Here is a 22,733-nt window from a genome sequence, read left to right as displayed (position 1 = left end):
TCCTATGCAACAGCGAGCCTAAAATTGAAAAAAATCAGCAAAGAATTTATCCTTTGCTGATTTCTTCATTACGAGAGGGATTTATAAGAAGTGTTTTCTACATATGAGCCTGTTTCTCCACGTAATACATCGCCGCCAGTAGATTCAATAATTTCGTCTGTTACACTGTTGGCAATAGTATTGGAAACTAATTGTAATAGATTATTTACTTCGTCTTGTGATTGCTTAAACTCTTGAACTAATGGAATGGCATCGATCTCGCCTTGTACTTGCTCAATTTTCTTTTCTATTGCTTTCAATGCGCGCTCTTTTTCATAATGCTGGAAGTTTACTGCTTGTGTTTGAAGTGATTTCAAACTTGCTATTTTCTCACGTACTTTTTGATTTTCATTAATTTGTGCTTCTGCGCGTTTATAAAAATCTACTTCCTCTGTGTTCGCTAACATATGCGCCAAGTCGCGTGCTTTTTCAATAATTTCGTCTTTTGAATAACGCTTTTCCATTATGCCATCACCTTTTCCTCTTTAACTACTCCGATGAACTCTCCATCGAGTGACCATGTTTTTGCTTCTTTAATACGAACTTCCACAATCTGGCCTATTACTGAACGCGGCGCTCTGAAATTGACTAGCTTGCTTTTTTCCGTATAGCCTGCAAGAACGTCCGGATTTTTTTTACTTTCACCTTCTACAAGCACTCTTACAATTTGGTCTTGATACGGCTTCATCGCTTCAGCCGACATCTCATTCACTAATGCATTTAAGCGCTGTAAACGTTCTTTCTTTACTTCCATCGGCACGTTATCTTGCATTTTAGCAGCCGGTGTCCCTTCGCGTGGTGAGTAAATATACGTAAATGCCATATCAAATCCTACTTCACGGTATAATGACATCGTTTCTTCAAATTGTTCATCTGTTTCATTTGGAAAACCTACAATGATATCTGTTGTCAAAGAGGCAGTTGGAATTGCTGTGCGGATTTTTTCCACAAGTTCCAAATAACTCTCACGTGTGTATTTGCGCGCCATAATTTTCAGCATTTCACTTGACCCTGATTGCACAGGAAGGTGTATATGATCGACCAGATTTCCACCTTTTGCAAGAACCTCAATTAAATGATCGTCAAAATCACGAGGATGACTTGTTGTGAAACGAATTCTCGGGATATCTATCTTCCGAAGATCATCCATTAAATCACCAAGTCGGTAGTCGATATCATCGAAATCTTTACCATATGCATTAACATTCTGTCCAAGCAATGTAATTTCTTTATAGCCTTCTGCTGCCAGTTGACGAACCTCTTGAATGATATCACTCGGACGGCGACTACGCTCTTTTCCTCGTGTATACGGAACGATACAGTACGTACAAAATTTATCACAGCCGTACATAATGTTGACCCACGCCTTAATTTTGCCGTGCCGTACTTTTGGTAAGTTTTCTATTACATCGCCTTCTTTTGACCACACTTCAATAACCATTTCTTTCGATAAATAGGCTTCATGTAAAATATTCGGCAAACGATGTATATTATGCGTACCGAAGATCATATCTACTTGATCGTACGTTTTTAATATCTTTTTTACAACCGATTCTTCTTGCGACATACAACCACAAACCCCGATTAACAAATCCGGTTTTTCTAGTTTTAAAGGTTTTAGATGACCTAGTTCGCCAAACACTCTATTTTCCGCATTTTCACGAATCGCACATGTGTTAAGTAAAATGACATTTGCATCTTTTACGTTATCGGTCAACTCATAGCCTAAAGCCATAAATATGCCCGCCATTACTTCTGTATCATGTTCGTTCATTTGACAACCAAATGTTTGAATATGAAATTTACGACCTTGCCCCATTCCTTTAAAACGTGAATCTATTTGAAAGTTGTCATGATATTCTATTTCTTCTTTCCCGCGCTTTTTTGCATCTTTCAAAGAAGGTCCCGTATATACCGAATCAAAGTATTTACTGTAGTCTTTTTCTGTTGTGTTAGCATGTGGCACTTCTTTTGTTGCGAGTTCAGCTTGTACACGCTGTTCTTCATTCATTGCAGTAGCCCCTTTCTATTACTTATCGGGAAATAAGCATACATGATGTTATTATACTGAACTTTTCTTAGTTATGATAGCAAAGGGATAAATTGTTGCTTGTTTGTCATGAAAAAAAGACCACGGTTTACAATCACCGTGATCTTCCATTCATTTTCACTAACGACTTTTTCTTTCAACAAGCAATTTCAATGCCGTTCGTCCTTCGCCATTGATTTCAATATCGGTGAAGGCAGGAGCACAAACGAGATCTCCTCCACTTGGTGCCACAAATCCTCTCGCAATCGCGACTGCTTTCACCGCTTGATTCAGTGCACCTGCTCCGACTGCTTGAATTTCTGCATATCCTTGTTCGCGGATAACCGCAACTAATGCGCCTGCTACGGAGTTAGGATTGGATCGGGAAGATACTTTTAAGGGACTCACGATATTTCCTCCTTATTTTGCAATGTCTATGGAAAGAGCATTTTCCATAAATCATCCTATGATAGCTAAGAAGGAATTAGACGCTGATTGGTTTAGTTTGTAAACGGATGATCTTCATTGATACGAATTCGTTCAATGGCAAGAGCTTTTCCTGTCTTATCATCTAATTCAACAAACATTCCGTTCAACTGTGGTCGTCCGCTTTTTGGAACTTCAAAACGTGTCGGTAAATTCGTGTAGAAACGGTATAGTACATCTTCTTTTTTCATACCTAGAATTTCATCATAAGGCCCCGTCATACCCGCATCCGTTAAATAGGCAGTTCCGCCCGGAAGAATACGATCATCTGCTGTTTGTACATGGGTATGTGTTCCGACTACTACAGACGCTTTTCCATCTAAATGCCATCCCATCGCAATTTTTTCACTTGTTGCTTCTGCATGAAAATCTACAAAAATCAATGGGGAAGTTTGCATCGCTTCTTCTACTAATTCATCTGCTTTCGCGAACGGATCATCATGTGGCGGTAAAAAAGTGCGCCCGTGCAAGTTAATAACCGAAAGCGTCACGCCATTTTTCGTAATGGTTGTCATACCTTTTCCTGGGGCTGCTTCAGAAAAGTTTGCGGGACGAATCAAATAATCTACTTCATCTATAAAATCATATATTTCTCGCTGATCCCATGTGTGGTTCCCCATCGTAATCACATCCACACCCGCATGTAATAAGTCATGATAGATTGCTTTTGTAATCCCTCTCCCTGACGCTGCGTTTTCACCATTTGCTATAATCACATCTGCTTGATATTTTCTTTTTAACCGCGAAAGATAGTCTATAACCATTTCACGACCCATAGATCCAACAATATCTCCAATAAATAGTACTTTCATCTACAAAAACCTCTTTCCAAAATGAAAACAGCTTCCAAACGAACCGGAAGCTGTTTTTTTATACATGTACTTTATTTCGCATACTCCACTGCACGGGTCTCCCGTATGACCGTCACTTTAATATGCCCTGGATAGTTTAATTCTTCTTCGATTTGTTTTCGAATATCTCGCGCTAATCGATGGGCGGTAATATCATCAATTTGGTCTGGGCGGACAATGATTCGAACCTCACGTCCTGCCTGAATCGCAAATGACTTTTCAACACCTTCGTATGACTCTGAAATTTCTTCCAGCTTTTGTAGACGCTTAATATAATTCTCCAACGTCTCACTTCGAGCGCCAGGTCTAGCGGCAGATAATGCATCTGCTGCTGCAACTAATACCGCAATAACAGAAGTCGCTTCTTCATCACCATGGTGAGATGCAATACTGTTGATGACGACTGGATGTTCTTTATATTTTGTTGCCAATTCAACACCAATTTGTACGTGACTGCCTTCTACCTCATGATCGATTGCTTTACCGATATCATGCAGTAAACCTGCGCGTCTCGCTAGTGTCACGTCTTCTCCAAGCTCTGCTGCCAGTAGACCCGATAAATAGGCTACTTCGATAGAGTGCTTCAAGACGTTTTGGCCATAGCTTGTGCGGAAATGCAAACGACCTAATATTTTGATCATATCCGGATGCAAATTGTGAACTCCGACATCAAATGTCGTTTGTTCTCCTTTTTCACGAATCAATTCATCCACTTCACGTCTAGACTTGTCCACCATTTCTTCAATACGAGCCGGATGTATTCTTCCGTCTTGTACTAATTTTTCCAGTGCCAATCTAGCTGTTTCTCTCCGGATCGGGTCAAAGCCTGACAGAATGACTGCTTCTGGTGTATCATCGATAATTAAATCAATACCCGTTAATGTTTCGAGTGTACGGATATTTCTTCCTTCACGACCAATGATACGACCTTTCATTTCGTCATTCGGCAAGTTGACAACGGAGACTGTCGTTTCAGCTACATGATCCGCTGCAAATCGTTGCACAGCAATTGAAAGAATTTCTCTAGCTTTACGTTCAGATTCCTCTTTTGCTCGCTGCTCCGATTCTTTAGTCATGACCGCAATATCAGTAGACAGTTCTTCCTCTACATCGTCCAAAATGATGCGTTTCGCTTCATCTCTAGTTAACGAAGAAATTCTTTCCAGTTCTGTCTTTTGCGTAGTCACTAGTTCTTCCGCTTTGCGTTCCATCTCTTCAATATGCTGTTGTCTTTCTAAAAGCGCCTCTTCTTTGCGCTCTAGACTTGCTTCTCTTTTATTGAGCGTATCATCCTTGCGATCAAGGTTTTCTTCACGCTGTAAGAGACGGTTTTCTTGTTTCTGTAATTCCGTCCTTCTCTCACGGACTTCGTTTTCCGCTTCAAGGCGTAGTTCGTGAGTTTCATCCTTCGCTTCTAATAGTGCCTCTTTTTTTACTGACTCCGCTTCACGCTTCGCCTCTTCGACGATTTGATTCGCTGTTTGCTTGGCACCAGTCACTTTTGAATCGTTCACATTTTTCAATATAAAAAAGCTAACAACTGCACCGACGATGAGACTTAGCAAAACGGAGATGAGTATTTCGACAATCATTGAGGTCACCTCCTCCTGCTTATTCTTTTCTTTTCAGTCGGCTCGTATAATTAATTTTGCCACGGCGAATCTATTTCACGTACTCTTTTACCATTCCAGCTTGGTAATGTCCCGTCTATCTGTGAAAACGCCGAAGGCACTAACTTAACCCAACCGGGCTATGAGACCCTGCTGTTTCGGGACGATTTGACATTCATTCTACTAATTTTTTAGATAAGTTTCGTGTTTGTTGAATTAAGTTAAAATCAACATACTGCCAAAAACAATTCATTGTTTTGAGTAATATTAGGCATATAGAATACACCACTTTAATTGTATAGCTGTAGTTTTAATGTGTCAAGGAATGATGAGTTAAATTCGACAAACCCGAGAATTTTTACAATCAATTTTTTCTTCTATTGTATTTTCCCAAGACTATTGATTAACAATATTATTTGTAATTCATTCATTGATTTACTTAAAAGCGATTGGATAGAGCAAGGCTAACTTGAAGAGTCTTACGGCTTACGCTTCCAGACGATACGCTTTCCGGAGGGGGCGCGGTGGACCGTCAAGCATTGCGAATTACACCTGTCAAGTGCAAAGATGTGCTTTTGCGAGTGAAGCGCAGCGAAAAGGAGCACATCTTTGCATTTACAGGCGTAATCGCTAACGCACTTCTGGCGAGTCCGCCGCGTGCCCTCAGGAAAGCGTCCGGTTCTGGTGGGAGAATCCTCACACGTACCCTCATTTCCTGCACCAAGGAGAAAAGTCACTCATTCCACTCTAATTTCTGGGCGAACACCAACTGACTTACGGACACTAATTCAAGGATTGTATAGGTTAGTGCATGATTAGTTGGTGACGTTGCAGATTTTTGAAGGTGACTGTTCACTGTAGTCACTTCAGCGAAGACAGATTACTTACACGCTGTTGTAGTAATAGAAAGATACCCCCCCTACTTATCTTCGCTAAAATAAAAAAGTTGTTCAACACGTCGCATATTGCGACATCCTGAACAACCTATACTTAAAAATTACTTCTCATCTGGAATTAACAGCAATTCATCTAGCTCATCTTCTTCATCATGAGCACCAATCACGTAATTAGTATTATCATCCATTCCATACGACTCACGAATCTTCGCTGCGATTTCGTTACGCATAGTTACGTTTTCCTTCAGGAACTGCTTCGCGTTTTCGCGACCTTGTCCTAAACGCTCTCCCTCGTAGGAATACCATGCACCGCTTTTTTGAACAACTTCCAACTCTGAACCGAGATCAAGAATTTCTCCTTCTTTTGAAATACCTTCACCGTACATAATATCCACTTCAGCTGTTCTAAAAGGGGGAGCTACTTTGTTCTTCACTACACGGATTCTTGTCTTATTCCCCATAATATCGTTTCCTTGCTTGATCGCTTCTCCACGACGCACTTCCAAACGGACAGAAGAATAGAATTTTAACGCACGACCACCAGGTGTAACTTCAGGATTACCAAACATTACTCCAACTTTTTCACGAATTTGGTTAATAAATACTGCAATCGTATTGGATTTGTTAATAGCACCCGAAAGTTTACGTAATGCTTGGGACATAAGACGAGCTTGTAAACCTACGTGCGCATCTCCCATCTCCCCTTCAATTTCTGCTTTCGGTACTAATGCAGCAACTGAGTCTACTACGATAATATCAACTGCACCACTTCGAACAAGTGCTTCGGCAATTTCCAGAGCTTGTTCGCCAGTATCAGGTTGAGAAAGTAATAGTTCGTCAATGTTTACACCTAACTTTTGTGCATAGACAGGATCAAGAGCGTGCTCCGCATCTATAAACGCCGCTGTCCCGCCGTTTGCCTGCACTTCAGCAATCGCATGTAAAGCTACTGTCGTTTTACCAGAACTCTCCGGTCCGTATACTTCGATCACACGTCCGCGAGGGTACCCGCCAATACCAAGTGCTGAATCTAATGCTAGTGAACCTGATGAAGATGTAGCGATTTGTAGATCCGTTTTCTCGCCTAGTTTCATAACAGAACCTTTACCAAATTGCTTTTCTATTTGTTTTAATGCCATATCTAGTGCTGCTTTACGATTGCTCAATTAAAATTCCTCCTCAACTCTTTTTCTATTTCTATTATACCTTTTCTCATCCAATTACACAAGAAATAAACGAACGGGTATTCGATTTTTGATCTGTAGAAAATGAAAAACAAGGTCGAAAAGGGAGGTAAAATTCATTTTCTTAGTCGAATATGAGGGTAAAATTCAATACTTCACTTCTTTTTTCTCTCTCATTTTCTGTATTAAATAGTGGATGGCAAATTGGACAGAACGCTTACGATTAGAATTACGCGAACCAGATAATTGAAGTTTATAAGAAGCAGTTTCTAAATCCTCTGTCGCGATACCAATCCATACCGTGCCGGGTGGTTGTCCATCATGCGACTCCGGTCCGGCAGCTCCCGTCAATCCAACCCCAAATGTTGTACCGAATTGCTCTCTTACATTTTCAGCTAATGCTTCTGCACATTCGGCACTAACAATTCCATGATAATCGAGTAAAGAACGTGAAATATTCAGTCTCTCAATTTTCATTTCTTCATTGTATACGACGACACCGCCTTTAAGCGCATTACCAATGCCTGGCTCAGATCCGAGCTCTGCCATGAACATTCCAGATGTTAAGCTTTCTGCTGCTGATATCGACCAATCATTTTGCAACAATAATTCTGTTGCTTTAGAAGCTAACGTGTCGTCATTGACTCCATAAATATAATCGCCTACTATTGCGCGAATTTCTTGTTCTACAGGAAGAATAAGTTTTTCTGCTTCCTCTTCTGAATCAGCTTTTGCCGTTATACGCAATTTCACCATTCCTGGAGAAGCGAGTGGCGCAATGGTGGGATTTGTTTGACTTTCTAGAATGGATTGAATTCTAACTTCTAACTCCGATTCCCCAATACCTTGCAACTTCAACACTTTAGAAACGATAATATCTTGTTTTCCAAAAACATGTAACAAGTAAGGAATGGCTTCATTTTCAAACATAGGCTCCAATTCGCTCGGTGGCCCTGGTAATAAAATATACTGTTTTTGATCCTTTTCTATCGCAATTCCTGGTGCCATTCCATAACGGTTTGGTAGAACTGTTGCACCTTCGAGTACGAGTGCTTGTTGCTTATTATTGTCAGTCATCACTTTCCCGACTTGCTTAAAATACTGTCGAATCGTTTCCATCGCTTCATCATCTGATACTAGTTCACACCCCAACTGCTGAGCGATTGTTTGTTTTGTCAAATCGTCTTTAGTTGGGCCAAGTCCTCCACTAAAAATCAAAATGTCTGCACGTCGTTTCGCTAACTGAATCGTTTCCGCCAAACGTTCAGGATTATCCCCTACTACTGTATGATAATAAACGTCGATCCCGACTTCAGCTAATCTGCTGGAGATGAATTTCGCATTCGTATTCGTTATTTGACCTAATAATAATTCTGAACCTACCGCAATGACTTCTGCTCTCATGACTGCAAAACACTCCTCACATGGACTCTACTAATACTTTTCGATTCTTAATGAAATAGTCTACACCTGACCAAACAGTAAATATTAACGCAATGTAGAGCATAATTGTGCCGAATGGAATACCGATTGCTTCAAAAAATATATTGTGTAATAAAAGAAACGAAATCGCCAATAATTGGGCCACCGTTTTTATTTTACCTAGTTGATTAGCTGCGACTACTTCACCACCACCTGCTAAAATCAAACGAAGTCCCGTAACCGCAAATTCTCGACTAATAATGACGATAACGATCCAAGCAGGTGCAGCACCCATTTCTACTAATAAAATAAAAGCGGCAGAAACTAATAATTTATCCGCCAGTGGATCTAGAAATTTCCCCATATTTGTTACTAAGTTGTTTTTCCTTGCTAAATATCCATCTAACCAATCTGTCGTTGACGCAATAATAAATATAATAGCTCCCACTAAATGTTCAACTGGCATCGTAACGCCGCCAATTGTAATCATTCCCCAGCCAAAATCCACTGCTAGGAACAAGATGAAAAACGGAATCATCAAGACTCTCGAGAGCGTAATTTTATTAGGTAAATTCATAAACCTTCCACCTTCCATGCTTTTCACTAGTTTTCCCTCTTCACAACAAAATAGTCATCCTTATAGATGACTATTTTTCTACGGAGTGTGAGTAATGATAATATTTTGTGGAATAAGCTGAGTTGGATAATCAATTTTTTGTCCATTGACTACTAGTTCAGCTACTGAATAGTTCCCCACTCGAATGCGAATCTTTTCTGCATTCGACGCATCAATTTCGACACTTTCTCCCGCCAGCATTACTCTTGCGCCAGGCCCCGGCATTCTTTCTTCACCTTGCTCGTCGGTTACAGAAATCCATGAATCCCCCGATGTGGTAACGACTAATTTCAGTTCTTCTGTATTTGCCAAAGTAAAGGTAGAAGACTCTCCAGATGTAGAGTCCAGTTGTAGTTTTTGAACAGGCTCTTCTTTTACACTCTCGCTCGGCTTAGGTTGCTCAGTTGGATTTTCAATAATTGCGTTGTTCGGATTAAGAGGATCACTGTCTACGTTCGGATCTAACGATTTATCACGCAACAGTAAATAACTAATGACTAAAATTACCACAATGAATAATGCCACAATAATTTTAGGTAACATCTCTTGTAGTTTTGCGCTCGTTTGAAGCCCTGCACTACTTCTTTGAAGCACGGGAGGTGTTACTTTTTGATGTTGCTCCTGAATGGCATTGCCGTATTCTTCTTGATAAATAGCCAGCATTTCTTCCGCATCTACGTCTACCGCTTCTGCGTATTGTTTAATAAATACACGTATATAGAAGGCGCCGGGCATGCTTGTAAAATCTTCTTCTTCAATTCCTGCTAAATAACGCTTTTGAATTTTAGTTTCATTTTGTAAGTCATCTAGTGTTAAACCTTTTGCGATTCTCGCTTCTTTTAAGCGACTGCCTAATCCAGTCAATTTTCTCACCTGCCTTATTTTTTAAACTTTCAAGATATACGATTTCATCCATTAAACATATCAAATCCACCCATCGGATTATGGGTAGACATCTGATCATTTTTCTCTAAAATATCGTACGTGATTTCCTGATCTATATCCGTTCTCAATTCTACAATTATATCAAAATCATCAATAGTATATTCCGATTGTTTAACGAACATGTCCGGGTGCTCTACCACTTTAATCGTAGGCATACTCATAATTTCGCGCACCAATTGCATATGACGTTCATCTGAAGATTTCCGCGTAACGATACCGTCCAATATGAATATGTTGTCATCTGAAAACTCATCACCCATCATACTCGTTCTGACGGTTTGTTTAATCATTGTTGATGATAAAAATATCCACTTTTTATTAGCACATACGCTAGCTGCAACGACTGATTCGGTCTTTCCTACACGCGGCATACCACGGACACCGATCAATTTATGACCATCCTGCTTAAACACTTCTGCTAAAAAGTCTACTAATATACCAAGTTCACTTCGGATAAATTGAAACGTTCGGCGATCATCTGTCCCTCTTTGGATATAATGTCCGTGACGAACTGCCAGCACATCACGTAGTTTAGGTTCCCTAATTTTATGAATTACAATGGTATCCATCGTAGAAGCAATCAACTCGAAACGCTTTATTTGCTGATCGTGATCCGTATGGACGAGCATACCGCGGTATCTGCCATCCACGCCGTTAATCGTTACAATATCTACTCGCAACATTCCGAGTAAAGAAGCAATATCTCCTAGTAATCCAGGACGATTCACTTGTATCTCATATTCGACATACCATTCTCCCATTCGACACACTCCCCTACATATTTTTTACAGGTTAACTGTCTGTATGTAGTTCTATAATAGCGGATAGCTCGAGTGAATTAAAGAAAAAAAGAAAAGGACTTAACGAACCGTCCTTTTCCCAACACGTTATATATACCAGCCACCATTAATTTGAATGATTTCACCAGTCATATAATCCGCTTTTCCACTAAGCATAAATTCGACCATATTAGCTATTTCTTGTGGTGTTCCTACAGACAATAAAGGAATTTGATCCATTACCATCTGCCGTTCTTCCGAAGAAAACTCTTGATTCATCCGCGTATCGATCCAGCCGGGCGCAATGGCATTTACGCGTATACCGGAATAGGCAGCTTCTTTAGCGTATGCTTTTACAAACGCATGCTGTGCTCCTTTTACTGCTGAATACATCACTTCTCCTGCAGCGCCTGCACTCCCCCAAATAGAACCAATGAACAGAATATAAGAAACAGGACATTTGCGTAGTTTGGCTGAAAGTAACGCAATGAGACGTGCAGGATTTTGCATATGTACTTGCCATAATTCCGCCATCTCTATTGCAGTTGTTTCAGATAGTAATTTCACTACCGCCTGCCCATTTGCTACGACTATCGCTTCTACACTTTGGACGTTTAGCGCCAATTCATCCGCAGCATGCTCCATTCTAAAATCCGCCTGTGCAATACGAAATTCTTGCTGGGGATATTTTGCTGCTAATTCCTTTTGTAAATTGGTTACCTGTTGACTATTGGAATGATAATGTAAATATAATGACCAACCTGCCTCGGCAAGTTGGTTAGATATCACTTCACCTATTCCACCGGATGCCCCTAGTACAAGCGCAAACCGTTGAGTCATCATGCGGTTGGCGGCAATACTTTGAAGATGGTATAGCTACTATCATCGGAAAACGTTGCAAAGGCATCTTTCAACTTATCCATTGATAATTTTTCAAGTGTCGGCACTACATCAAATAAGTTCATTTCATTGAACTCATAGCGTGTAAACTGATTGGCAATAAATTCTATGGAATTCAATGAACGCATAAATTGACCGATTTTCTTTCTGCGCATTCTTTCTAAATCTTCAGCTTGTACTGGCCACTGTTCTTTCGCTTCTTTAATCGTCTGACGGATCAATGCTTCTAATTGATCTGGTTTTTCCGTATCAGAACCAACCATCGCAAACCCGTAGCCTTCTTCCATTGAAAATTCATAGGAAAATGATTCATCTACTAAACCTTCCGCATTTGCTTTTTCGTAGAATGAAGACGTTCTTCCAAATAAGCTATCTAACACTAAATTAGCCGAAAGCTCAGTTTCCAACATTTGCTGACCTTGTTGATCAGTTGCAGTACATTTCATACCTACATTCAATTTCGGCTTGGAAACATCCATTGTTAATACTCGTTCCGGAATATCAGCAGCTTTCGTTTCAGTTGGAAATTGTCGTTCAATTGGTTCTGGTTGATCAAATGATTTTTGCTCTTGATCTTCTTTTATGAATGTCATCATTTCTTCTGGGTTTACTGCCCCTACAACAAATAACAACATATTGGAAGGGTGATAGAACGTTTCATAACATGTATATAAATGTTCTGCTGTAATATCTTGTATCGATTCTACAGTACCCGCAATATCAATTTTCACCGGATGCTCTTTATACAAATTTTCTATCGTGCCAAAATACAAACGCCAATCCGGCTGATCATCATACATCGTAATTTCCTGGGCAATAATTCCCTTTTCTTTATCTACAGTTTGCTTAGTAAAATACGGTTGCTGAACGAAGTCCAACAATACTTTTGTGTTTTCCATCACTTTATTCGTTGCTGAAAACAAATATGCTGTTCTTCCGAATGTAGTATAAGCATTAGCAGATGCCCCATTCAAACCAAATTTCTGAAACACATCACCGTCTTCTTTTTCAAACATTTTATGTTCTAGAAAGTGCGCAATGCCGTCCGGGACTGTTATAAATTCATCTTTCCCATGCGGTTTAAATGTTCTGTCGATAGAACCATATTTAGTAGTAAATGTTACGAACGTTTTAGAATACCCTCGTTTAGGTAAAATGACGACTTTCAGACCGTTATCCAATGTTTCCGTATATATCTTTTCTTGCAGTTGATCGAAAATTACTTCTTTCATTTGGAAGTCCCCTCCTTGCCAGATAACAGATAGACTACTTCTAGCTTTACCGTATTGGCCATTTCCTTTACATCTTCAAGTGTAACAGATTGCCATTTTTCAATTAGATTTTCTGCTGTAAAGTTCTCATCTAATTCTTTATACTGATCGTAAATTTCGATTTGACTGCGTGCAGAATCGTTAGCGCTTCGGATACTGTTCTCCAATAACGCTACGGTTTGTTCTAATTCTACTTCTGTAATATCTCCTTGTTGTAAAGCTGTCAGCTGTTCTTCAATAAGTTTCACGGCTTTTTCTTCTAAGTCAGCATCGATTCCGGCTGTTACATAGACAATTCCGTAATGTGAGGCAAATGCGCTGTTGGCATAATAAGCCATGCTTTCTTTTTCCCTAACATTCATGAACAGTTTACTATGGGCAAATCCACCAAATATGCCATTCATAATTTGCATTTTATTGTAATCGGGGTGAAGGAATGTAATAGGCGTTGTATAACCTAAATGCAATTTCCCTTGTTTCATGTCTTGCTGTTCTCTAACTGTTTTAACTTCTTCGACCGGAGAGACTTCTGTTACGCTAGGCAATGCTTTAGCATCACGTGCAACGAACGGTAGGTACTCTTTAATTTGCGAGATAATCTCTTCTTCATTTACATCCCCTACGACATAAATATCGATAACATCATGATTCATCATCTGTTCATACGTTTCATACAAACTTTCACTCGTAATAGACGCAACAGCTTCTTCTGTACCATAAGCTGAAATAGAGGCAGGCTGGTCCGGACTCATAATTTCTAGCATGCGCTTTTGTGCATATCGAGTTTTGTCATCATAAATCGAGCGGATTCGATCCCGAACATTGCGCTTTTCTCTTTCTGTTACCGCCAAATCAAATGCTCCGTCTTTTACGTTCGGTTCAAAAGCAACTGCACGAATTAATTGCCAAAGTTGCTTGAAAATATCTTCTCCTTTAAAAAATTCATCATTTACACATTCCGCAAACAACGAAACGGTATGTTCTGCGCTCCGTTTAGAGACGTCTGTATACAAAACGGTACCATATAAGTTATCCAGTGCTTTCCGCATCTCACTTAACGTTGGGTACTTTGCGTTTGACTCTTCTAATACATTTGCGAGTACTGTACGCTCCGAAGCCGTCTTTTGATCCAATGGTGCTTTCCATTTAATCGTTACATTTACTGTTTTAAATTGTTCTGTTTTACGTATATACAAATGCACGCCATTTTGTAATTTTGTTTTATTGAACATACAAACACCTCTCGTTTACCTTATTATATGTAATCTTATCCTTACTATACATTTTACTACATGAAATAGAAAATATATGACACTGTAAGCAAAACTAAGCAAGCACCTTATTTACATAAGTTGTAACTGTTCACTTTGTTTTTCTTCACTCGTCGTCTACAGTCTGAAAGCTATCTGAATAGTATTCAGATAGCTTTCAGAGTTACTTATCGATTTCCTTTTACATACGGCTTTCCGATAGCTTTTGGTGCATTCGCTTTTCCAAGGAATCCGGCTAAAGCTAAAATCGTCAAGACGTACGGGAAGATGTGGAAATACACAGACGGTATACCTGCCAAAAATGTAATACTAGATGAACTGATTGCCAAGGCCTGTGCAAATCCGAAGAATAGTGCAGCACCCATCGCGCCTAGCGGATGCCATTTACCGAAAATCATCGCTGCAAGCGCCATAAATCCTTGTCCGTTGATCGTAGCATGTCCAAAGTCATTCGTAATCGTCTGCGAGTATACCGCACCACCGATTCCAGCAAGTCCACCTGAAATGATCACAGCGATATACCGAATTTTTGTCACTTTGATCCCCATCGTATCTGCAGCCATTGGATGCTCACCGACTGAACGTAAGCGCAAACCGAACGGTGTCTTATAAATTACGAACCAAGCAATGATCGCAACTGCAATCGCGATTATGGATGAACCGTATACTAACTTAAAGAACATCGGTCCGATTACTGGAATGTCTTCCAAGTACGGGATGTTAAAACGCGGAATCTTCTGCTGAATAAAATCTGTTTGTCCTTTTCCAAAGATCATTTTCACAGAGAATAAAGCAATCGCTAAACCTAGCATATTGATTGCAACACCCGACACTACTTGGTCTGCTCTAAATGAAATGGAAGCTACCGCATGCAATGTTGCAAATAATGCGGAGACAAGCATAGCGACTAGCAATGAAACCCAAGGTGTCCATGCCCCTAACACATCTGCAAAGAACAAGTTAAATACAATCCCGATAAACGCACCCATGATCATGAGTCCTTCTAAACCGATATTGATGACACCTGATCGTTCAGAAAACACACCGCCTATTGCTGTGAAAATAAGAGGGGCAGCAGAAGCAATCGTTATTGGAATGATGAAATATAAAATATCTAACATCTCACTTCGCCTCCTTCTTATTTTTGCGTAAACGCACGAGTCCAACGCGAATAATGTATCCGCAGGCAACGAAGAAAATTACTAATGCAATAATGATCGAAACAATCTCTACTGGAATTCCTGCAGCGTTTGGCATATTATTCGCTCCGTATTTTAATGATCCGAATAATGTTGCACCGAAAATAACTCCAAGTGGTGTGTTAGCTCCTAATAAGGCAACCGCAATTCCATCAAAACCAATTCCAGTAAAGCCTCCCATAGAAGACATATTACCGAATGTACCTAGAGCTTCCATTGCCCCACCGAGACCAGCGAATGCCCCTGAAATAACCATTGCCATAATGATATTTTTATTGACACTCATCCCAGCATATTGTGAGGCGTTGTCATTAAAACCAACGGACTTCAGCTCAAAGCCAGTTTTTGTTTTTTCTAAAATAAACCACATAACGACTACCATTGCCAACGCAACAAATATTCCGTAATGCAATGTGGAAAAATCTGTTAAATTGGATAAAAATTCAGAACGCAGAGAAGCTGACGGATGAATTCGATCCAACTTAAAGCCTCCACCTGAAATAGTTTTAATCAATGCATTGACTACATGAAGTGCAATATAGTTCATCATAATCGTGACGATAACTTCATGTACATGTAGTCTTGCTTTTAGAATACCTGGTATAAGTCCCCATAACGCCCCCGCGACAGCTGCAGCTAGTAGCGCAAGTGGTAAATGAATAATTTTAGGTAATTCAAATGCCATACCGACGTATGCCGCTGCGAACCAACCGACGATTAACTGCCCTTCCACTCCAATATTGAAAAGTCCGGTGCGAAATGCAAATGCAACCGCTAAACCAGCTAAAATATATGGACTGATTTGTCGTATAGTTTCCCCGATTACATAAGAATCTCCGAAGATACCATTCCATAGAGCGGTATATCCTATAACAGGATTATAGCCACTGATGAGCATGACCACCGCGCCTACTAGCAATCCTAAAATGATAGAAATAATGGGTACTAGGATGTTTATCAATTTATTCGACATGATGTTCATCACCATCTTTCCCTACGACAGCCTGTTCTTTTTCGGCTTCTTGTTTAGAATGACCTGCCATCATTAACCCTAATGCTTGCTCAGTAGTTTCCTGAGGTATAACAGTTCCTACAATCGCTCCATCATAAATTACCGATATCCGATCGGAAACATTCATTACTTCGTCTAATTCAAATGTAATAAGGAGAACGGCTTTTCCACTATCTCGTTGCTCGATTAAACGTTTATGAATAAATTCAATAGCCCCTACGTCTAAACCTCGTGTCGGCAAAGCAGCAATCAATAAATCTGGGTTTCGCATCACTTCACGACCGATAATTAACTTCTGCTGATTCCCACCAGATAAAGCTCTTGCTAATTCATGTACACCTTGAGTCCGTACATCGAATTCCTTAATAAGATTATTCGCTTGCTCATTTACCACTTTATAGTTCATGATTCCACCTTTAGAAAAAGGCTCATGGTAATACGATTGTAATGCCGCATTATAACCAACTGAAAAATCAAGTACTAGACCATGCTTATGACGGTCTTGTGGGATATGGCCAATTCCTGTTTCTGTAATTTTTCTAGGTTTATTATTCGTAACATCTACAGAATTAATATATACTTTTCCACTCTTAACTTTTGTAAGACCTGTAATCGCTTCGATCAGTTCCGATTGACCGTTTCCGTCAATACCGGCAATCCCCACAATCTCCCCACGTCGTACAGACAGATTCAACCCTTTCAACTTAGCGATCCCTCGATAGTCATTCACAACAAGATCTTCAATTTTCAAAACTTCTTCTGTTGGATGGGAAGGACCTTTTTCCGTTTTAAACGTTACTTGGCGCCCAACCATTAAAGTCGCAAGCTCTTCAGGATTGGTTTCTTTCGTAATAACTGTACCAATTCCCTTTCCTTTACGGATGACTGTCACTTTGTCTGAGACATTCATTATTTCCTGAAGTTTGTGTGTAATCAAAATAATAGACTTTCCTTCAGCTACTAATTTACGCATAATACTTAATAACTCTTCGATTTCTTGTGGTGTCAATGAAGCAGTCGGTTCATCAAATATTAAAATATCTGCCCCGCGATAAAGAGTTTTCAGAATTTCGACACGTTGTTGCATTCCAACTGAAATATCTTCAATTTTCGCATAAGGATCAACGTCCAATCCATACATTTTCGAAATTTCTGCTACTTTTTTAGCTGAATCTTTAATATTGATCATGCCTGATTTAGTCGGTTCGCTACCTAAAATAATATTTTCTGTAACGGTTAAATTTTCCACTAACATAAAGTGTTGGTGTACCATTCCTATTCCTAAATCATTTGCTACATTCGGATCGGTAATTGCAACATTCTTTCCTTTCACACGAATCTCTCCGCCATCGGGTTGGTATAAACCGAACAGCACGTTCATTAGAGTAGATTTACCTGCGCCATTTTCTCCTAATAACGCATGAATCTCTCCCTTTTCAAGTTGTAATGTAATCTTGTCATTCGCATAAAATGTACCGAATTTTTTTGATACATCTAACATTTCAATTACATAATCCAATTCAATCACTTCCTTGCCAGTAATAGACTTCTAAAAAATCTAGCGGAAATATTCTGTAAGCGTTATCACTACCTACGAGCGACAACGTTTTACTTTATAAGTTGAACACAAGAGTCGGAGGTTCTATACTACCTGTTGATTTGAAAATCTTTAGTTCAACTTATATAGGTCACTTATAAGAAAATAAAATTAATAAAATAAAAGTTCCAGCACGAACGTCAAGGAACCTTTAGTTTACAAATTTTAATGAAATAAAGGCCGGATTACACACCGGCCCTTATCTTATTTGTCCCTTATTTCTTCTTTTCTACAAATTCAGGTACTTCGATTTCTCCATCTGCAATCTTTTGTGCAAATTCATCAATTTGATCTAGCACATCTTGTGGTATTGCACCACGTGAATCAGCAAGAGCTACCCCTTCGTCATGAAGACCATATACTTTTGTCTCTCCACCTGGGAAATTCCCTTCCATTGCCAAAGAAGACAGATCTTTAACAGCAACATCAACACGTTTTAGCATGGACGTTAGCGTAACATTAGCGTCGCCGACTTTACCTTCATCGTACTGGTCAGAGTCTACTCCGATTACCCAAACATATGCATCTTTATCTGCTTGTTTACGCTCTTTCGCTTCAGAGAAGACACCGTTACCTGTACCACCTGCTGCGTGGAAAATAATATCTACGCCAGATGAATACATGCGACCTGCTTCGGCTTTACCAAGTTCCGCTTTATCAAATGCCCCTGTGTATTTACTATCTACTTTAATTTCAGGGTTTATTGCTTTCACACCTTCAATGAAACCTGCTTCAAAACGCTCAATTACGGGAATATCCTGCCCACCAACAAAACCAATTTTATTTGATTTAGTCATCAATGCAGCGGCTACACCTGCAAGATATCCACCTTCTTGTTCTTTAAACAAAACGCTTGCTACGTTCGGTGCATCTACGACTCCATCAATTATAGCGAAATTAGTATCTGTTTGTTGAGCCGCAATTTCAGAAATTGCATCTTCCATTAAATATCCTACACCAAAAACTAGATTAAAGTCGCGACGAGCTAAGTTATTTAAATTCGTCGTATAATCTGCTGAACCTGCAGATTGAAGATAATCGTAACCACCTGTACCTTTTTCCCATCCTTGTTCTTCTCCGAATTCTTTAACACCTTTCCATGCGGACTGGTTGAATGACTTATCATCAATTCCACCAATATCGGTTACCATGGCAATTGAGAATTCACTTTTCTCTCCGTCATTTCCTGCTGCAGGCTTGTCCCCCGCGTTGTCTTTTTCCTTATCTGTAGATCCACATGCCGCCAACATTGTGCCTGCAGCTAGAACTAAAGACATTGCTAAGCCGAATTTTCTTTTCGTCATCAAAAATGACCTCCCCTTTGATAGTTTTGGTATGAAATCAGGACGCTATACGTCTTATACCCGTTTCCTTACTACGTGGAACCTAAACTTATCTGCTCGGAAAAAATTTTCTGAATACAAAACCATTTTTCCTTCTTCGCTGAAATGCTCTTGAAAAAGAGCTAATAAAGCTTGTGATGCATCACATGATAACGCTTTAAATGCGTCGGTATGATAACTGATTGGCTCAATTTCAGCAACTGCCTGTCCAATTCTAAGCTTGCCAGACTTCTCCAACGTATCAAATAGCGAATAGTTTAACTCGCTATCCACGCCGTCAGGTAAAAACTCTTCTAGTATATGATCTATACAATACACTACCGGTTCACCGTTTGCTGTTCGAATTCGTTTCATTTGGACAATTTTCTTTTCATCTGTTTTAAAACGTGTGGCTAACTCTCTGGTCAATGGAATAAGAGAGATGTCTTGAACAATCGTTCCAGGCTCCATATTGGCATGACGGATCATCATCGTAATACTAGAAAGTTGCTCGATTCCGGAAAGGACTATGGGTTGCGAACTCACAAACGTACCTACACCATGTTTTCTGAAGATGACCTTCTCTTCTTCCAACACACGAAGTGCTTCGCGTAATGTCGCTCGACTGACTCCCAGCATTTCTGCCAACTTAGCTTCTGAAGGAAGACGCTCATGTTGTTGAAATTGTCCAGATTCGATATCTTGCTTTAGCCGTTCAATCACTTGAACGTACAAATGCCGCGGATCTTTCTTCACAAACATTTAGCCACCTCCAAAGAAGTCAGACCTCTGATTACTTCCTATCTTCACTATATCATCTTCTTATGCAGAAGGAAATAACTAGATAAAGAATACATAAAATTGTATAGTTCTGCTGATTTTAGTAATTATTAATTAACTTTCAAGTTCTGACTTGCCTATCATCACTTGTCTTGGCTTACTACCTTCTGGAGGACCTACTACCCCTCGCGCTTCCAATTGATCGACAATACGTGCCGCTCGTGCATATCCTACTCTAAAACGTCTTTGAATCATAGAAACAGAAGCTGTCTGCATTTCAACTACCATTTGTACTACTTCGTCATAAAGATCATCTGTTTCTTCATGCGGCGCTACGTGTTCCACTTCAGTCGGTATCATTTCTTCTTGATATTGCGCTTTTTGTTGTTCAATAATGAAGTCAACTACCGCTTCCACTTCTTCGTCCGATACGAATGCACCTTGCACACGTGTCGGCTTTGAAGCACCCGCTGGTAAAAACAGCATGTCTCCACGCCCTAGTAACTTCTCTGCACCGCTACCATCTAAAATCGTTCGCGAATCAATGGCCGATGAAACAGCGAACGCAATCCGTGAAGGAATATTTGCCTTAATAATACCTGTGATGACATCCACACTCGGGCGTTGAGTAGCAATGATCAAGTGAATCCCCGCTGCTCTTGCCATTTGAGCTAAACGTGTAATAGAATCTTCCACATCACTAGAAGCAACCATCATTAAGTCGGCCAACTCATCTACAATGACAACTATATAAGGCATGCGAGGATGCTTCTCATCATTGTCTTCGTTCCACTGTTCTATATGATTATTATAGCCTTCAATATTGCGTGTTCCTGTATGAGAAAACAATTCATACCTACGTTCCATTTCAGACACTACTCGTTGCAACGCTTGAGCTGCTTTCCTAGGATCTGTGACGACCGGGGCCAGTAAATGAGGAATTCCATTAAAGACGTTTAACTCTACCATTTTCGGGTCGATCATCATCATTTTTACTTCATGTGGTTTCGCACGCATAATAATACTCATGATAATGCCGTTTACACAAACACTTTTACCACTTCCAGTCGCACCTGCAATTAAAACGTGAGGCATTTTATTAAGTTCCGTCAACATCGCTTGACCCGTAACGTCACGACCAAGGCAGACGAGTAATTTAGACTGTGCTTGATTATTTTCTTTTGACTCTAGCACTTCACGTAAACTTACCATCGCGACCGCGTGGTTCGGCACTTCAATTCCTACAGCTGACTTACCAGGGATTGGAGCTTCGATCCGAATTCCACTAGCTGCAAGAGCCAATGCAATATCGTCTGAAAGACTAACAATTCGGCTTACTTTTACCCCAGTATCAGGTAAGATTTCATATTTTGTAACAGCTGGCCCTAAATGCACTTGAGTTACTCGAGCCTTTACTCCAAAGCTAAGAAACGTTTGTTCCAATTTTTTCGCGTTCGCTTGTATTAAATCATATTCACCGGATTGATCACTTGCAATAGGCGGTTCTAGTAAATGTGTGGGCGGTAATACATACGCTTCATTTTCTTGCTCCCCACCCATTACTGGATAATCGGCTGATATGTCCTTATCTTCTTCTGTCACCACTTCTGATTTAGCTTTTGGTTTTACCTCTTCAGGAAAAATACTTAACTGTTCAGCTTCCGTCCACGGTTCCGCTACTGTAGGCTCAATTTTTGATGTGAAGCTCGAAATAATCGGTTCGCTTATCGGTTCAGATGGTTCGACAATTGTTTGTGCTTCTTTCTCTTTCTTCAGTTTCTGTTGTTTACGTGTAGTGCGCAGTGATTCTTTACGCTTTTCTTCAGATGACTTTGCAGGTTTCTTCTCACGCGACATCCACTTTTTCTTCATATCTTCTAAAAGGATAGGAATTTTTTCAGCTAGATATGGGATCAATGCTTTACCAGTCAGTAAAATAAGACCGATCAGCAACAATAGTATTCCTGCTACTGTCGCTCCCGATGAATCTACTAACGAATAAAACATAGCAAATAATATCGCACCCAACATACCGCCACCAAGTGTTCCAGTCGGTTCGAACATTCCACCGCTTGTTACAAGGACTTTCCATGTCTCTTTTAACGCAGAGTTAGACATGAGCACTTTGCTTTCATAAAGCGTCTGAAACAGATGCACGTGGCTGAACAGCAACATACTGCCTAAGACAAACAGACAGCCTAATACGATTCTGTGCTTATAGCCGCCTATTTGCCGCTTAATCATAAATACTAGCGCTTGTACTATGATGATAAAAGGTAAGGCTACATACCAGTTCCCCAATAAAAATCTTGAAAGCGAAGCAAGCCCTTTACCAATCACTCCAAATTCAAAAATCATAATGATAGCTAAGCCTATTAACACTACACCAATAATTTCAAACCAAAGTGGTTGCAATGAGCTTTGGTTTTTCTTCTGTTGTTGTCTTTTTTTAGCGGGTATTTTTTTCTTTGTTCTTTTTTTAGGCGCCATCTGCTGACCCCCTTTCTGAAAAAAAGATTCCCAG

At 39.9% G+C, this 22,733-nt stretch carries 19 protein-coding genes; all 19 read right to left on the bottom strand.

What is annotated here, in order from left to right; all coding sequences use genetic code 11:
* Positions 1-68: 68 nt before the first annotated feature.
* Positions 69-503 (bottom strand): YlbF/YmcA family competence regulator, encoded by a 435-nt coding sequence (locus DV702_RS02960; protein ID WP_205407210.1) that lies wholly within the window; start codon positions 501-503, stop codon positions 69-71.
* Complete coding sequence (miaB, locus tag DV702_RS02955) at positions 503-2,050, bottom strand: tRNA (N6-isopentenyl adenosine(37)-C2)-methylthiotransferase MiaB (RefSeq protein WP_114923392.1); 1,548 nt, start codon at positions 2,048-2,050, stop codon at positions 503-505. The genes DV702_RS02960 and miaB overlap by 1 nt, the downstream gene beginning before the upstream one ends.
* Before the next feature lie 159 nt (positions 2,051-2,209).
* Complete coding sequence (locus DV702_RS02950; RefSeq protein ID WP_114923391.1) at positions 2,210-2,476, bottom strand: stage V sporulation protein S; 267 nt, start codon at positions 2,474-2,476, stop codon at positions 2,210-2,212.
* A gap of 92 nt (positions 2,477-2,568) precedes the next feature.
* Positions 2,569-3,366: a TIGR00282 family metallophosphoesterase gene (locus DV702_RS02945; RefSeq protein ID WP_114923390.1), complete on the bottom strand. Its 798-nt coding sequence runs from the start codon at positions 3,364-3,366 to the stop codon at positions 2,569-2,571.
* 71 nt (positions 3,367-3,437) lie between these two features.
* Positions 3,438-4,997 (bottom strand): ribonuclease Y, encoded by a 1,560-nt coding sequence (gene rny / locus DV702_RS02940; RefSeq protein WP_114923389.1) that lies wholly within the window; start codon positions 4,995-4,997, stop codon positions 3,438-3,440.
* A 1,015-nt stretch (positions 4,998-6,012) separates the two neighbouring features.
* Entirely contained in the window at positions 6,013-7,077 is a 1,065-nt protein-coding gene (recA, locus tag DV702_RS02930) for a recombinase RecA (protein WP_114923387.1), read from the bottom strand.
* Positions 7,078-7,242: 165 nt separating this feature from the next.
* On the bottom strand, positions 7,243-8,499 hold the full coding sequence (locus tag DV702_RS02925) for a competence/damage-inducible protein A (protein ID WP_114923386.1): 1,257 nt from the start codon (positions 8,497-8,499) through the stop codon (positions 7,243-7,245).
* Between the two features lie 16 nt (positions 8,500-8,515).
* Positions 8,516-9,094: a CDP-diacylglycerol--glycerol-3-phosphate 3-phosphatidyltransferase gene (gene pgsA / locus DV702_RS02920; protein WP_114923385.1), complete on the bottom strand. Its 579-nt coding sequence runs from the start codon at positions 9,092-9,094 to the stop codon at positions 8,516-8,518.
* Between the two features lie 78 nt (positions 9,095-9,172).
* Positions 9,173-9,997, bottom strand: coding sequence for a helix-turn-helix domain-containing protein (locus tag DV702_RS02915; RefSeq protein WP_162805700.1), 825 nt, complete (start codon positions 9,995-9,997; stop codon positions 9,173-9,175).
* A gap of 44 nt (positions 9,998-10,041) precedes the next feature.
* Entirely contained in the window at positions 10,042-10,839 is a 798-nt protein-coding gene (locus DV702_RS02910; protein ID WP_114923383.1) for a DUF3388 domain-containing protein, read from the bottom strand.
* Positions 10,840-10,965: 126 nt separating this feature from the next.
* Positions 10,966-11,700: an elongation factor P 5-aminopentanone reductase gene (gene ymfI, locus DV702_RS02905; RefSeq protein ID WP_114923382.1), complete on the bottom strand. Its 735-nt coding sequence runs from the start codon at positions 11,698-11,700 to the stop codon at positions 10,966-10,968.
* Positions 11,697-12,989: an EF-P 5-aminopentanol modification-associated protein YfmH gene (yfmH, locus tag DV702_RS02900; protein WP_114923381.1), complete on the bottom strand. Its 1,293-nt coding sequence runs from the start codon at positions 12,987-12,989 to the stop codon at positions 11,697-11,699. The genes ymfI and yfmH overlap by 4 nt, the downstream gene beginning before the upstream one ends.
* Entirely contained in the window at positions 12,986-14,260 is a 1,275-nt protein-coding gene (gene yfmF / locus DV702_RS02895) for an EF-P 5-aminopentanol modification-associated protein YfmF (protein ID WP_114923380.1), read from the bottom strand. Before yfmF ends, yfmH begins: the two co-directional genes overlap by 4 nt.
* Positions 14,261-14,466: 206 nt before the next feature.
* Positions 14,467-15,420: an ABC transporter permease gene (locus tag DV702_RS02890; protein ID WP_114923379.1), complete on the bottom strand. Its 954-nt coding sequence runs from the start codon at positions 15,418-15,420 to the stop codon at positions 14,467-14,469.
* A 1-nt stretch (position 15,421) separates the two neighbouring features.
* Entirely contained in the window at positions 15,422-16,471 is a 1,050-nt protein-coding gene (locus DV702_RS02885) for an ABC transporter permease (protein ID WP_114925814.1), read from the bottom strand.
* A complete protein-coding gene (locus tag DV702_RS02880) occupies positions 16,461-18,029 on the bottom strand; it encodes an ABC transporter ATP-binding protein (RefSeq protein WP_114923378.1) in 1,569 nt (522 codons plus the stop codon). Before DV702_RS02880 ends, DV702_RS02885 begins: the two co-directional genes overlap by 11 nt.
* A 293-nt stretch (positions 18,030-18,322) precedes the next feature.
* Positions 18,323-19,411, bottom strand: a complete 1,089-nt coding sequence (locus tag DV702_RS02875; protein WP_114923377.1) for a BMP family lipoprotein — start codon at positions 19,409-19,411, stop codon at positions 18,323-18,325.
* A 54-nt stretch (positions 19,412-19,465) separates the two neighbouring features.
* The gene (locus DV702_RS02870; protein ID WP_114923376.1) at positions 19,466-20,191 is read right to left on the bottom strand and encodes a GntR family transcriptional regulator; all 726 of its coding nucleotides are present in this window, start codon (positions 20,189-20,191) and stop codon (positions 19,466-19,468) included.
* A 132-nt stretch (positions 20,192-20,323) separates the two neighbouring features.
* Positions 20,324-22,699 carry a DNA translocase FtsK gene (locus DV702_RS02865; RefSeq protein WP_114923375.1) on the bottom strand — a complete coding sequence of 792 codons (2,376 nt, stop codon included), beginning with the start codon at positions 22,697-22,699 and terminating at the stop codon, positions 20,324-20,326.
* Between the last annotated feature and the right edge of the window lie 34 nt (positions 22,700-22,733).

This window comes from Sporosarcina sp. PTS2304 (genome assembly GCF_003351785.1).
In the GTDB taxonomy this organism is placed as follows: domain Bacteria; phylum Bacillota; class Bacilli; order Bacillales_A; family Planococcaceae; genus Sporosarcina.
This window is presented reverse-complemented; position numbering and strand designations above follow the sequence as displayed.